This is a genomic window from Desulfobacter postgatei 2ac9, from assembly GCF_000233695.2.
GTDB lineage: Bacteria > Desulfobacterota > Desulfobacteria > Desulfobacterales > Desulfobacteraceae > Desulfobacter > Desulfobacter postgatei.
The window spans coordinates 769,618-783,742 of sequence record NZ_CM001488.1; the positions used below are offsets into that span (position 1 = coordinate 769,618).

Annotated in this window: 15 protein-coding genes; 8 read left to right on the forward strand and 7 right to left on the reverse strand. The window is 45.3% G+C overall.

All coding sequences use genetic code 11. From position 1 onward, the window contains the following. Nucleotides 1–569 precede the first annotated feature (569 nt). The 7 genes from DESPODRAFT_RS03590 to DESPODRAFT_RS03620 form a co-directional block, all read right to left on the reverse strand. Complete coding sequence (locus tag DESPODRAFT_RS03590; RefSeq protein WP_004071394.1) at nt 570–3,200, reverse strand: mechanosensitive ion channel domain-containing protein; 2,631 nt, start codon at nt 3,198–3,200, stop codon at nt 570–572. Nucleotides 3,201–3,207: 7 nt separating this feature from the next. Then, nucleotides 3,208–4,272: a magnesium/cobalt transporter CorA gene (gene corA, locus DESPODRAFT_RS03595; RefSeq protein WP_004071396.1), complete on the reverse strand. Its 1,065-nt coding sequence runs from the start codon at nt 4,270–4,272 to the stop codon at nt 3,208–3,210. Between the two features lie 31 nt (nt 4,273–4,303). After that, nucleotides 4,304–6,982, reverse strand: a complete 2,679-nt coding sequence (gene acnA / locus DESPODRAFT_RS03600) for an aconitate hydratase AcnA (protein ID WP_004071397.1) — start codon at nt 6,980–6,982, stop codon at nt 4,304–4,306. Nucleotides 6,983–7,100: 118 nt separating this feature from the next. Next, entirely contained in the window at nt 7,101–7,346 is a 246-nt protein-coding gene (locus DESPODRAFT_RS03605) for an NAD-binding protein (protein ID WP_004071399.1), read from the reverse strand. Between the two features lie 244 nt (nt 7,347–7,590). Then, nucleotides 7,591–8,217, reverse strand: coding sequence for a nitroreductase family protein (locus DESPODRAFT_RS03610; protein ID WP_004071401.1), 627 nt, complete (start codon nt 8,215–8,217; stop codon nt 7,591–7,593). Nucleotides 8,218–8,233: 16 nt separating this feature from the next. After that, nucleotides 8,234–8,629, reverse strand: a complete 396-nt coding sequence (gene yciA, locus DESPODRAFT_RS03615; protein ID WP_004071402.1) for an acyl-CoA thioester hydrolase YciA — start codon at nt 8,627–8,629, stop codon at nt 8,234–8,236. Between the two features lie 868 nt (nt 8,630–9,497). Then, on the reverse strand, nt 9,498–10,391 hold the full coding sequence (locus DESPODRAFT_RS03620) for a PEP-CTERM sorting domain-containing protein (RefSeq protein WP_004071404.1): 894 nt from the start codon (nt 10,389–10,391) through the stop codon (nt 9,498–9,500). Between the two features lie 623 nt (nt 10,392–11,014). Here DESPODRAFT_RS03620 and DESPODRAFT_RS03625 point away from each other — a divergent pair. The 8 genes from DESPODRAFT_RS03625 to DESPODRAFT_RS03655 all read left to right on the forward strand — a co-directional run bounded on the left by DESPODRAFT_RS03625 (nt 11,015) and on the right by DESPODRAFT_RS03655 (nt 14,045). Further along, nucleotides 11,015–11,326: a hypothetical protein gene (locus DESPODRAFT_RS03625; RefSeq protein WP_004071406.1), complete on the forward strand. Its 312-nt coding sequence runs from the start codon at nt 11,015–11,017 to the stop codon at nt 11,324–11,326. A 22-nt stretch (nt 11,327–11,348) separates the two neighbouring features. Further along, entirely contained in the window at nt 11,349–11,735 is a 387-nt protein-coding gene (locus DESPODRAFT_RS03630; protein ID WP_004071408.1) for a DUF2958 domain-containing protein, read from the forward strand. A 103-nt stretch (nt 11,736–11,838) separates the two neighbouring features. Beyond that, nucleotides 11,839–12,213, forward strand: coding sequence for a hypothetical protein (locus DESPODRAFT_RS03635; RefSeq protein ID WP_004071410.1), 375 nt, complete (start codon nt 11,839–11,841; stop codon nt 12,211–12,213). Nucleotides 12,214–12,286: 73 nt separating this feature from the next. Beyond that, nucleotides 12,287–12,475 (forward strand): hypothetical protein, encoded by a 189-nt coding sequence (locus DESPODRAFT_RS03640; RefSeq protein WP_004071412.1) that lies wholly within the window; start codon nt 12,287–12,289, stop codon nt 12,473–12,475. A 48-nt stretch (nt 12,476–12,523) separates the two neighbouring features. Further along, nucleotides 12,524–13,330 (forward strand): ArdC-like ssDNA-binding domain-containing protein, encoded by an 807-nt coding sequence (locus DESPODRAFT_RS03645; protein ID WP_004071415.1) that lies wholly within the window; start codon nt 12,524–12,526, stop codon nt 13,328–13,330. Further along, nucleotides 13,330–13,536 (forward strand): hypothetical protein, encoded by a 207-nt coding sequence (locus DESPODRAFT_RS03650; protein ID WP_004071417.1) that lies wholly within the window; start codon nt 13,330–13,332, stop codon nt 13,534–13,536. Before DESPODRAFT_RS03645 ends, DESPODRAFT_RS03650 begins: the two co-directional genes overlap by 1 nt. Next, on the forward strand, nt 13,529–13,660 hold the full coding sequence (locus DESPODRAFT_RS21410) for a hypothetical protein (RefSeq protein ID WP_004071419.1): 132 nt from the start codon (nt 13,529–13,531) through the stop codon (nt 13,658–13,660). The genes DESPODRAFT_RS03650 and DESPODRAFT_RS21410 overlap by 8 nt, the downstream gene beginning before the upstream one ends. A 118-nt stretch (nt 13,661–13,778) precedes the next feature. After that, nucleotides 13,779–14,045 carry a helix-turn-helix domain-containing protein gene (locus DESPODRAFT_RS03655; RefSeq protein ID WP_004071420.1) on the forward strand — a complete coding sequence of 89 codons (267 nt, stop codon included), beginning with the start codon at nt 13,779–13,781 and terminating at the stop codon, nt 14,043–14,045. The last annotated feature ends 80 nt before the right edge of the window (nt 14,046–14,125 follow it).

Sequence of the window (14,125 nt, forward strand, 5' to 3'; positions counted from 1 at the left end):
GTCCTATCGTATTGATGTGCAGTGACCTGCATCAAGATCCTGTTATGGCCCTTGAACTTTATTGCGCCAGGGTCCGTATCGAAACTATGTTTGATATGCTCAAAAATGTCATGGGTGTTTTTCGATATCGATTTTGGACAAAGGGTTTGCCGCGCCATTCCAGAAAGCCCAGAAAGAATAAATATTTGAATCCTCGGATGGGCATTGATTAAAAAAGAAAAGTCAGACGCTGCTTTGATGCATATGAACGATTTGTCATGATCGGTTCAATTGCTCTTGATTTGCTGCAACTGATTTCATTAAAATATCAAAATTCTGTATGGCGTGAATTTCAAGGCTTCTTGAGAACAAAATCCAGAAGCCTCCCCTCTGAACGAACGGTCAAATTTGGAACATTAAGGGAAGGAGTACGTCGATATATTGCCTCCCAAAGTTACGACTCACGAGTTTTTAACAGTTTCAACTTTTTAATATGTTGCCACGAAGGACACGAGGTTCACGAAGATATTAGCGTATTATACTTCGTGTTCTTCGTGAACTTCGTGGTTTTAATTTGTTTCAGGTTAATTTCAATCATCAGTCTCTTTCTCCTGCTCCGGCTGTTGCGATTCTGGTGTTTTGGCAGAAAAAAACCGGTCAGCCCCCTTAATGGAACGGATATGAATATCCCGTTGGGGAAAGCTGATCTCTATGTTGTTTTCCCGGAACTTTTTATCGATCCTGAATCTGACATCCGTATCCACCTCCAGCATATGGTCCACATCAGTCCAAAGCCGCAGCACAAATATCAGGGCACTGTCGCCAAAATCCGTAAAAATCACGTCTGCCCGCGGATATCGAAGGACATTGGGAGCGTCCACAGCAATCTGCAATAAAATCGTTCTGACCAGTTCGATATCTGATCCGTATGCCACGCCCACGCTGATTTTGCGACGGATCCGTTTATCCTTGAAACTCCAGTTGGTCAACTGATTGCTGATGAGATCGGCATTTGGGATAATCAGGGAGGCATTGTCATAGGTCTGTACTATTGTGGAGCGAACATTTATTTTTCTCACCCTGGCCCAGATGCCGTTAATTTCCACATCATCCCCCACTTGAATGGGCCGCTCAAACAGCAGGATGATGCCGGATATAAAATTGTTAAAAATATTCTGCAAGCCAAATCCGATACCAATGCCCAGGGCACCAAAGGCGACGGCCAGGGAGGCCGTGTTCAACCCAAAAGCATGAAGGGCCATGAGAAGGCCTATGGCCCAAATCATATAAGAGGAGATGGTTGTGATGGACTCCTGCATGCCCTGGGCCATACCGGACCGGCTTAAGAATTTTTTCTGGAACAACCATTTCCATATCCGCACCAGGGCATAGGTAAAAATAAGTATAAGTCCTGCACTAATCGCTCCCAAAAAGCTGAACCGCATACTGCCGATGCTCAAGGGAACGGCAAGAACCTGATACAGATGACCCAGCACGGTCTGGGGATCCCCCCACCAGATCAGCAGCAGAAGAATTGAAAGGGTAACCATCCAGCAGAACTGACCTGCCCGGATGATCAGCCACTGAACAGGATAGTCATCATAAACAAACTCTTCGGTCCTGCTATGGCTTTGCTCCCTGTAATACAGATCCCATTCCAGGAGCAAATGATAGAAGATCCCCCACCAGAAAACAACCACAAGACTTTGAACCCAGGAAAGGACCCAGTGAGAGGCAAGCAATTCATAACCGGTCATATCCAGCATAAGAGAAAGACCGGAAATCAGAAGCATCACATATTTAGTGGTTAAAAGCCGGATCAGCTGATTTTTATCCTGATGATTTCCCCCCGAAGACTGCAGTGTATTAAAATTAACATCACGCCAGGTTCTCAGAGTCCAGACAACCATGATCAATGCCCCTGTCACGCGCAGCAGGATCAATAGACCCGAACTTTGCCCCAAAACGTCATATAACACCCCATAGGCAAGAACAAAAACAGCAACAGTCCGGGTGAAACGAATCAGATGCCGGGCATTGGATTTCCCACCCACGGCATCGACAAAAACCGTTTTCAAGGCGCGGCAAATCCATCTGCACGCAAGCAGAATCATTATCACCATGGCGGCCGCCCAAAAAACCTTGGACACCAAAACCATTCGTTCCAGACGACTGTACAGAAAAATTGTCAACGCAGTTCCGGCCGGAATAATGGATATGATCAGCAGATCTGAGGCCATCTGATGCCAGGCACCCAGTTTTTGCACAACAGGCAGATTCTTTAAACCCAAAGCCTCTTTTCTGAGCCGCCTTAGAATGGCAAGCACAGCCGCCAGGACAAAGAAAAAGGATACTGCCAGAAGCTGTGCCTCCTGCCACAATTTTTCAATTTCCGATATCCAGAACTTGGGCGCAGAAACGATAACGATATGTTCAATCAGGGTTTTAATTTCCTGATGAAGCGCATTAAGCGCACCAACCCGCTCGTCCTTTTTTGTTCGCTCAAACAACCCCTTTGCTTTTTTCTCTTCAATCTTTTTTTCAAATTCTGCATCCAGGGATGTATACGTTTCATTTATTTCCGTCAGTTTCTCCAGACGGCCCTTGTATACCTGATCCAGCCGGGACACCAAAGCCTCTTTTTCCTTGAGCACTTTTGATAGGCGAGTTGCTATTTTTTCAATGTTCCGGTTCTTTTTCTTGTCACCGGAAGCGGTGTTTTCTTTAACTCCGGCAAGTTCAGTAAGTTGTTTGCCAACAAGCAATTTCTGATTTTCCAGATGTTCAAGTTCCTCTTTCAGGGACTTTTCTCCCGGCATCAGTCCCTGAAATAACTTCTGGACGTCAGTCATGACGGTTTTCAGTTCACCCCTGCTTGTCTCGAGCTGGGAAATATCAACATCGTCGGACAGCAGCAAATTCCGGAAAGCGGATAACTGGACCCGATACCCGTTATATGCTGCTGTCAGGTACATCTGGTCCTTCTCTTCGGCGGCCATACGGGTTTTATACTTTTCAAGGTCACTGAGCTCGGCTTTCAACGATTTTTCAAGTATCGTGCCCAGTTCATCAACCACCTGAGATGTCTGGGGCTGCTCTGATTCGGCAAAAGCAGAAGGTAATCCACTGAAAACAGTAAATCCGGCAAACAGGATCACAAAAAATTTGAAAATAAATTGAACGTGTAGTTTTTTCATATGAACAAAATTTTTTTCTGCCATGATTCTTTCAGAACCATCCTTTCTTTTTAAAATAAAAAACCATTGCTCCACCGATCATCGCCATGCTTCCTAATAAAACGAAATAGCCCCACTGCCACTCAAGTTCAGGCATAAATTTAAAATTCATTCCGTAAATTCCGGCAAGAAAACTTAAAGGGATAAAAATAGTAGAAATAATGGTCAGGATGGTCATGACCTCATTCATACGGTTGCCCTGGGCTGACATATAAAAATCAAGCATGCTGGACAAAAGCTCCTGAAGAGAAGTAACCGCATCCAGAACATGATTGACATGATCCAAAATATCCGCATAAAAGCGGATGGTGGTATCCGGAACAAACGGGGATTCGGATTTTATCAAACTAAGAATTGCTCCGCGCACCGGCCGGAGCTGCTTATTGAAAAATATCACCTCACGTTTCAACCGGTGTATCTGCTCAAGGTGACCGGGATTTAAATCTTCCAGCATGTCTCGTTCAACAGATTCCACGGCCGACGCAATCTGTCCAATGACATCAAGAGCCTGATCAACCACGGCATCAATCAGGGCATAAGCCAGGTAACCAGGACCGGCCGTACGTAATTTTCCCCTTCCCGCATGAAGTCTTTTCTCCACTGCGTTAAGGCAGGGGGAAGGTCTGTCCTGGACAAAAATAACCAGGTTCTCCATGACGGCCATACTGACCTGAGTCTCTGATATCTCATCCTTCTTAGGATCAAAGGCCAGTTGTTTCAGTGTGACATAATAATAGTTGTCAAAATCCTCAAACTTCGGAGGGTGTGACGGGGTAACCATATCCTCCAGGGTCAGGGTATGGATATTGAATAGCTCACCCATCCTTGAAAAGGCAAAATGATCATGTATGCCCGTCATCTGAATCCAGGCGGTCTTATTTTTTTGAATCAAAGGCAGGGCTGCATCAATGTCCGGGGGGTGGTATGTTTCAAGCGAATCTTTGGAATAGATTAACACACAAATATCAGATGCGGTACCCGACGCGGCCCGGGCATCAATCTGCAGACCCGGCGAAGATCCGGCTTTTTTTTCTAACTTATTAAAAAACCTGGGCATGGCAAGCCTTCCATTCCATTCACAGCAGATTTCAATTCATGAAGTTTCGTAACACGGTATGCAAAATCCCCCCATTTTTATAGTACTCAATTTCCACAGGCGTATCCAATCTGAGTAAAACAGGAATTTCCTGGTCATCCACTTTTAGTGTCAACTCCTGGCCGGGTTTAATTTGATCACTAAGTCCCAAAATGGAATAGGATTCTTTTCCGGTCAGCTTCAGGGAATCAGGAGAGTTACCGTCTTTAAACTGTAAGGGTAAAACGCCCATCCCCAGCAGATTGGATCTGTGAATTCTTTCGTAACTGGTCGCAATAACTGCTTTAACGCCTAAAAGATAAGTTCCCTTGGCTGCCCAGTCCCGCGAAGATCCCGTTCCATATTCCTTGCCGGCTAAAACAATCAAAGGGGTTTCCGAAACTTTATATTTTTCGCAAGCTTCGAATATTGACATCTGTTCCCCGGTGGGAAGATAGGTGGTAATACCGCCTTCTGTCCCAGGTGCAAGCTGGTTCCTTAATCTGATATTGGCAAAGGTTCCCCTGACCATGACTTGGTCATTTCCCCTTCTGGATCCATATGAATTGAAATCCGCCTGCCGGATTTCATGCTCAAGTAGATAGGCTGCAGCCGGACTGTTTTTTGCGATGGCTCCGGCAGGTGAAATATGGTCGGTGGTGACCGAGTCACCGACCTTAACCAACACCTTGGCGTCAACGATATCACTGACAGTTTTTAACGCTTTGCTCATGTTCAGGAAAAAGGGCGGATTTCTGATATAGGTTGAGGATTCATCCCACGCATAAACTTCATCACCCTTGGTGGGAATTTCGTTCCAAAGCGGAGAGAGCGTTTCAAAATTGCTATACCGTTTCAGATACATATCAGGCTTGATTAGAGAGGCAACCTCTGCAATTTCGGTTGTATCCGGCCAAATATCTTTCAGAAAAACCGGGTTCCCATCCCTGTCTGTTCCCAAGGGATCTTCCAAAAGATTGATATCGATGGTTCCGGCTATGGCATACGCCACAACAAGGGGAGGACTTGCCAGATAGTTGGCTTTTGTGAGCGGGTTGACTCTGCCTTCAAAATTACGGTTTCCAGAGAGGACAGAGGCAACGACCAGGTCTTTGCCTGTTATCGCTTTGCTGATAGGTTCTGCAAGGGGACCTGAATTTCCAATACAGCTTGTACAGCCATATCCCACCGTAAAAAATCCAAGTTGCTCTAAAAATCCGTCAAGTTTTCCCTGCTGCAGGTAATCCGTGACAACTCTTGACCCCGGTGCAAGCGATGTTTTGACCCAGGGTTTTGTTTTTAGTCCCTTTTCAACGGCTTTTTTGGCCAGCAACCCGGCAGCGATCATAACAGATGGATTGCTCGTATTGGTACAGGAGGTAATGGCCGCAAGTACAACAGATCCGTGGGCCAGGGTGACAGGCTTTTCTGACGTAGAAAGACGTATCTCTGCTTGGGCAGACAGCTCGGTCTCTTTTAACTCATATCCCCGTTGGTTAACAGGCGCCGTTAAGGTTTTTGCCCAGGCCTGCTTCATCTCCGATAATCCGATGCGATCCTGGGGGCGCTTGGGTCCTGCCAGAGAAGGCTCAATGGTTGAAAGATCCAGTTCAATTTCATCTGAAAATTCAGGTGCGGGCATTCCGTCAGTTCTGAAAAGCCCTTGGGCTTTGCAGTAATGCTCGACTCTTTCAATCACGTCAGGGCTTCTGCCGGTTTCTTTTAAATAATGCAACGTCTCTGTATCTGTGGGAAAGAACCCCATGGTCGCGCCATATTCGGGCGCCATGTTGGAGATCGTGGCTCTATCCGCAAGACTAAGTCCTGAAAGTCCGTCACCATAAAATTCAACAAATTTTTCCACCACCCCCACGTCTCTTAAAATTTGAACAATTCTAAAAACCAAATCTGTGGCGGTCGTTCCGGGACTCATTTTTCCGGTGAGTTTGAATCCTACAACCTGGGGGATTTGCATATAAATGGGTTGTCCCAACATGACGGATTCAGCTTCAATTCCACCGACTCCCCAGCCTAACACACCTAAACTGTTCACCATGGGCGTGTGTGAATCGGTTCCAACCACTGTATCAGAAAAACAGATGTTATCTCTCATTTGCACGACATTGGCCAAAGACTCCAGATTCACCTGATGTACAATGCCCACGCCGGGAGGGAATATCCTCATATTTTTAAAATTTTTTTGTCCCCATTTTAAAAATTCATATCTTTCCCGGTTACGTTCAAATTCTTTCTCCATATTGATCTGCAGTGAGGTTGACATGCCAAAGGAGTCCACTTGAATGGAGTGATCAATAATCAGATCCACCGGTATTTTGGGATTGATAACAGCAGGACTACCCCCTAATTGGCTCATGGATGTTCGCAAGGCGGCCAGATCAACTAAAGCGGGAACACCTGTTAAGTCTTGCAGAATGACCCGGGCCGGTTTAAAAGGGATCTCTTTTTCAGATTTTTGTTTAGGCTGCCAATTTGCCAGCGCGACGATATCATCCTCATTCACCTGGAAGTGATCCAAGTTGCGCAGGGTCTGCTCCAATAATATCTTAATTGAAAACGGCAAGCGAGAGATGTGTCCTATTCCTTGTTTTTCCAAGTTCTCAAGTCTATAGAACTGTGCTGACACATTAGATAGCCTCAGGTGATCTTTACTACCAAATTTGTCTTGATCCATACAATTTCCTTTTACTAAGCGGTTAAACAAGACTTATAAAATTGACGGTTACACGGCTTGCCGGGATGACGCCCCTGGCGATGGGAGGTCCATGTCTGCTATTTTTCGGTAGCGGTTTTCAGTGCGTCCAGCCCTTTTTCCGATCCGAGCAGAATACGGCAGTGTCCACATTTTTGACGCCAAGCTCCTTGAGGGCGGCCCCATCCGTGGCATCTGCAATCACCGCCTGGGTGACCAGGTCTTTAATGGATTGTACCAATACAGGACTTTTATCTATGGCCATAACATCGTGGCCCTTGCCGTATAAATGGGTAGCCAGGTGAAATCCGAAATTCCCCAAGCCGACAATCAGAAATTGCTTCATCTAATCTTCCTTTAACGCTCACTATCTTTATCAACCGAACATGCTTTTCTTAACCGATCTTAATTTTCTTAACCGATCATTATATTTTCCTGGGCATAGGAAAAATTACTTTAGCAACAGGGCATAACTGAGCATGGAGACCCGGCCAGGCGACAGAACGTTTTCTTTCCGGGTGGGGTCTTTATGGTGCAGCAACGTCATATATCGCCGATGTTGATTTTTTAAAGAAATGAAAATCCATTAATTATAATTCAACGACAATTTCTTCATAGGTCTTACGCCATTTAGGTGGATCAAGTACAAGCCCAGGCTTTTTATATCCCACGGCAAGCAGTACTGGAATCCAATATCTGTCAGGGATATTAAATGCTTTTTTTACGCCTTCATGGTCAAATCCGTCCATTGGGTGAGAATCAAGGCCTAAACTTACAGCTGCATACATCAGGCTCATGGCAAAGAATGCCGCGTTTTTGGCAGCAAAGGCCAGGTTGGCATCCGTACTCCAGTTGTATAAGGAGCGTGTGGCGTTGAGGAACCAATCGCGTTTCGTCTCGGGCATACCGGTTTTAACCATCTCCTGCCAGGTCCGTTCAAGTCCGGGATGGCCCTGTTTCCATCCTTCCCTGTCTGCCAGCACAATCATGGTCACCGGGGCTTCAACAATCTTGGGCTGGTTCCAGGCCAGTTCTTTGAGCTTTTCCTTCTGCGCCCTGTCCCGGAGGACCACGAGGTTCCAAGGCTGGAGATTAAAGCTGGAAGGCGAATTACTGGCCAGTTCCACCATTTTTTTGATCACTTCCGGGGAGAGATCTTTATCAGGGTCAAAAAAGTTGATGGACCGTCTGTTTTTGGTAATCTGCTCAAAGTTCATAATATATCCTTATGGTTTATTTTTTTGGAATTTGCCTTTTCTTATGGTTATCATCAATGGCAACATACACAAATCGTGCTTCCGTGACTTTATAACGCCCCAGACCGCAGGTGTGAATTATGGGTTTGACCCACACTTCAAGCTTCACTGTAATTGAGGTATTTCCTATTTTTTCCACGTAACCATAGCAACAAAAGATATCTCCCACCTGAATGGGCTCGATAAACTTCATACCTTCCACGGCAATGGTTACCACACGTCCACACGTAGCCTCCTTGGCCAGGATACTCCCGGCAATATCCATTTGGGACATGACCCAGCCCCCAAAAATATCGCCATTGGGGTTGGTATCTGCCGGCATTGTCTGGGTTCGAAGAAGCAGGTCTCCGCGTGGCTGTAGTTCCTCTTCCATCAATGGAATATCCTTCATTTATAAATAGCCTTTCGATTGATTTTGATTAATTGAAATTACAGAGTATCCTAAAATTGATTAACCCCTTATTCATAAATAGCGCTCCTATCGGCTGAACGAACCCGTTACGCTGCGGAACAGTCCAAATTAATGATAACTTCTGGGGATACCTATCAACGGGCACCGATAATTGACAATGGAGTATACCATTCTATCAAAAAACAAAGAAATAAAAAAATCGAAACACCTTTGGAAGCATTATTACACCTCAAAGGTATTTCGATTTCTTCCACCAGAGTGAAAGTGGCGTCCCCAAGGGGATTCGAACCCCTGTCGCAGGCGTGAAAGGCCGACGGAGAGCGTATTCCACCCTATTTTACAGGCGTTTCCGGCTCTTGAAAGCCGTCTTGAGCCGTTAAAAGCCGTCAAAAAAAGCCGTCGGTATTTCCAGTCATCGCCACATCAAAACACCCGTAGCCAAGACAGTGGACTATGGACGATTTTTTTTCTAAAACTTTTTCCGACAGTCGAATAACAAACAAATCCGTAAAAATTAAAGAACCGATGTAAGCACTGTTCATAAATCCAGTGGGCGTGTGCCAGCACCACCCCACAGCCCACATCTCCCCGATCGGACCAGTTGTAATAAAATACCGTAAAAATCCCGGAATTACTTTAAGGACAGGCGTTATGGCTGTTTCTCACCGATAGAGCCGATTGTGCCACCTGGAACTTGCCAGCGTCAAAACACTGTCTTTTATAGGCGCTAAATCCAATTAAAACCTGTATCTTTGACAAGCGATAGAACGAAAAAAGGCAGAGCCAAATGAATAGCCCTACCTTCATGTTGTTTTTTACCGAGATAAAGCTATGCTGTTTTCTTTCTGCTCATTCCTGCGACACCAAGGATGCCAAGACCGAAGAGGAGGAATGTGGTTGGTTCTGGAACAGGGGCGGATTCTACACGTAAAGTATCATAAACATGGCCATCGCTACCAACTACACTTGATAAATCGACTAACTCTCCAGCATCATTATAACCACTAAACTGACCAATAGTGACAGTATTGAAAAAATCGGCGGTTAGTTCAACAGCGGTTCCTTCTTCTTCGTAATACCCCAACCAGAAATCTATATATGTTTCCAGTCTAAGTGAAATGTAAACTTCACCGTTATCAATTTCTAAGAGGTCTGATACTAAATCGATATCAAGAGATGTCTCGCCATCCAAATCTGCACCACTTAACCAAAGGTCAATACCAGAACCTTTCACCGAAACATACGCATTGTAGTCGCTCAAATAACCTTCAATACTAACGCTGAACTGAATATAGCTCAAATCAATAGCTCCAGAAACTGTTAGGGCGTCCGCGAAATACGCATACGCCGACACCTCTACATTTGCGATACCAGATATCGAATCAGTAGCTTCAATATATTCAGTAACCTTTTCGCCCGACACCTTGCTTTTTAATGCCGTGGAAGATGAACTTGCTTCTCCGGAATACGTTATAGTATCCGATATAGTCAGATCTTCTATCGTTCTTGCACCATCCTCATAAATACCTTCAAGACTTGAAGCGGCCTCTGTATGAGACCAGTCAAAGGCTGAATTCAGAATCTCCATTTCTACTACTGTGCTTGAGGAAAATTCTCCTTTTGCCAACCTTATCTCTGTAGAAGAATATGACATTGCGTGCTCAGGTATACTAATAAATAAAAATAACAAAAAACAGCATACTAAAAAAACTTTGCTCTTCATTCCAACTCCCTTTTTTTTCCATGGTTTGATTAATATTCAACTAGTTCAGGACCACATTAGTGGCTTCCCGTCCCTGCTTCACAACTGATTGGATTTTATTAGCAGGGAAGAACAGCAATGTCCATACCGGTATACAGAAAAAACTGTATTATCAAGTTTTTAAGAATTTTTTTACATAACCATGTCTTTTTTTTCACAGCCAATGATAAAAAATTTCATAATAACAGTACCAATTAACCTAAGTACCATATCGCCCATCCCTCTCTCCTCTTTTTATCGATAAGACCTTTTCCCCAAGCATCATAGCCGTCAAATTTCAAATCCACGGATTTATCGCCTCTGGGAGCCCGTACCAACAACAGGGATGCTTTACCTGTTTGATACATTATAGCCCCCACCCCTTTATCCATAGATCTTTCAGCGCTTCGCTACATCAGAGCAATCGCAAGTACCACCCCACCCAAGCACCTCACCTAAACACCAAAATCCACACAGCACACTATCCCCCTCCCCTTGTCCCTGTGATTGAGCGGGAAAAAAGAACCAACACAAAAACCATCAACAAGGGCTTGTCCATTCCGGGCAGGCCCTTTCGTATTTTAACCCGAAGCAAAGGAGATTTTATGCTTGAACACATTTCAAAAACCAAGACTTTACAGCGTTTCTTAGGGGCATCAGGTGATTTACCGGACTCGGGAACCATCAGATTTATCCGCAAAGAGCACCCCGATTGGAAAGAACGTCTAATCACACCAAGGCAGTTCTGGTATATCCGGCTCCTTGCCCAGCAAAACTGTATCAGCATCGAACATCTGAATAATAGGTGTTTTCGGCAATTTGGGGCCGATTTGAGTACGATGAAAAGAACAGACGCATCAAGTGTCATCCAAGACCTTAAACGGTCGTTAAACGAGCAATACAAGCCGTTTCATTAACATTTAAGAAGGAGAACAAATCATGTTTAACACACCAACAGAAGCACAACTGGCAAGCATCCCTGGGCTTTATCAAACAGACCACATCAGCACCCAGGACAAAATCATCCATGCCCATTTTTACATCGGGTCGAGCCATTGGTTTATTGCCGAATATGACCATGTGGATACCATGTTCGGGTTCTGCGTTTTGAATGGCGACCTGGAAATGGCTGAATGGGGATATGTCAGCTTCCAGGAGCTGAAGGACATCAATGTTCTCGGGCTGTATCAGGTTCAGTACGATGTTTATTGGACCCCGAAGCCTGCCGGTCAAGTTGATTTGATACGGCATGGTGGTGGCATTTATTTCGACACGGATTCTGCCCCCGACAGGGACCCTTGGACCTGGTATTCCCTCAACTCTTAATCTTACCTTTAAACGGTAAAAACAACCCGTAAAACAAGCATTAGAGGCCTTCCTGGAGATTTCCAGCGAAGGTTTTTTTATGCCCAAAATCAAGGAGACTTCAATGGAAACAATCACAACAAAATTGATTGAAAAACAGTGTCAAAGGCACCTGGCTAACCAGGGTATCACCACCAATAAAAAACTCCAAAGCCGACTCCAAGAGATATTTGAACAGGCAGAACACCAAAGCTCTGCCCTTGTCGACATTTACAAACTGATTGTCCCGGATTGGGAACGGATCGAGAGACTGGAAGGTTATCCTGTCGTGGGGCGGGGGCTGTGGCAGTATATCGCCGATTTGTTCATAGACTTTGACCAGCTCCACCATCCCCAAATTTTCAATGGAGGCCTGTGGCTCAACCAAGGTTTTTCTTCAAGCGATGAAATAAGCCCTTGGGAAATCAGCATGGACAAGTGCCGCATCGTCTACACCTGAACACATAAACATTTAATCCAAAGCCATCAGAGGGCATCTGCTCTTTGGTGGCTTTTTTATTTTGGAGGACCCCATGACCAGACAACAGAAAGAAGCATACCAGAACACCGAAGCATTGAGAAAGATTATCAAGTCGCTTGAAGGCCAGAAATTCCGCCTTGATTGCGGACATCATATCACTTTCGGCCATTTTTTCGGGAATGACATCACGATCCGCAACGGCAAAGAGCCTGTCATCACCTGTTCCCAGTGCGGCTATTAAATCCACACAATCCCATACCCACACCATTTAATTAATCAGGAGGTTATCATGAACCAGAACATCCAAGCCGTTTTACAGTCAATCGTTTCAGCTTTTGAAAGTGGAGACATCCCCGATGCTGTAGCCGTAGCCAGCTTCCCTATTCCCGATATCCCCAGCACCCAGTGGTCGTTCACAAACCGCACCATACAGTTCCTTTCAGGAACCGCTGATGCCAGAGGCTTTAACCAGTGGAAGGCCGTAAATCGTCATGTGAAGAAAGGAGCCAAGGCCGTTTATATTCTGGTGCCGTGTTTCCGTAAACAGGTTGATGAAAACACCCAGGAAGAGGGACAGGTTTTAACCACATTCAAGGCAATGCCTGTATTTCGGGTTGAGGATACAGAGGGCGAGCCTCTGGATTATCAGAGCATTGAGCTACCCGAGTTGCCCTTTATCCAACGAGCCTATGACTGGGGCATAGATGTTAAGGCCGTCCCTGGGAATTACAGATATTACGGCTATTTTTCTCCCGCCCGCAAAGAAATTGCCCTTGCTACACCTTCGGAAAAAACATTCTTTCATGAACTGTCCCACACGGCGGATTACATCATCAAAGGTGAATTGAAGCCAGGTCAGGACCCGTTCCAGGAGATCACAGCCGAGCTGTCAGCCCAGGCCCTTTCCCGCATTGCCGGAAAAAGCATTGAAGACACCACGGGCAACAGTTTTCGCTACATCAGCCATTACGCACAAAAGGTAAAGATGAGTCCTGAAAAAGCTTGTCTGCGGGTGCTGTCCGACTGCGAAAAAATTATGAACCTTATCCTCCATGGCCGTGCTGACGGCATTGAAAACAATCAAAAGGTGGCCTGATGAAAGGAGAACAGCTTATGAAAATTAAAACAATTTGTGCCTGGTGCGGTGCCTTTATTTCGGAGACGGGTTTTCCCGCAACGAAAAACTTCCAAGTTTTGGCAAAGGACGGGGTCATGATAAGCCATGGCATTTGTCCCACTTGCCGTCTGGCCATTGAAGCGAAGTACGGACTCAACAAGAATGGAGGTGATAAAAATGTGTGATTTTTTCCTGGACTGGGATGACATTGGATTAGCAGGTGCCATGGGCGAAGAACTGGCCGAAGAAGAAAGAGAACGCCGCCGCCTTGAGGCCGAACTCGAAACAGACGAAGATCCCGAAGAATAAACATCCTCCCCACCTTTCCTTTCCCGCCCTTTATCCTCCCCCTCGGGGAATAAACTAACCTTTCTAATAAGTAAGGGAATGTTTTTTTCCCAACATTAAATCAAAGGAGGATTTTTTCATGAAGAATTCAGTTTCAATTTCAGATGCCAGCACCGAGACAGGGTTGAGCCAAAAACAACTCCGAGAATATGAAGCCAAAGGCTTTATCAGCGAGCCCTTTAAGGTTCGATGCGGTGCCATTCAATACCGCTATTACTCCCCCGAGCACATCAGGCAAATCAATATTTTTGCCAAATACAAAAACCAGGGGTTCACTCTGCCTATTGCCGCGAGCAAGGCATATGCGGAAATAGACCAGGGAAAGGAGAACCGAGAAGATGAATAACATGGAAAGTTATCAATGCCCGTTTTCGCAGTCAGAATGTGTAACGACCGCCTGTATGCTTTACGACAAGCGGTTGGACA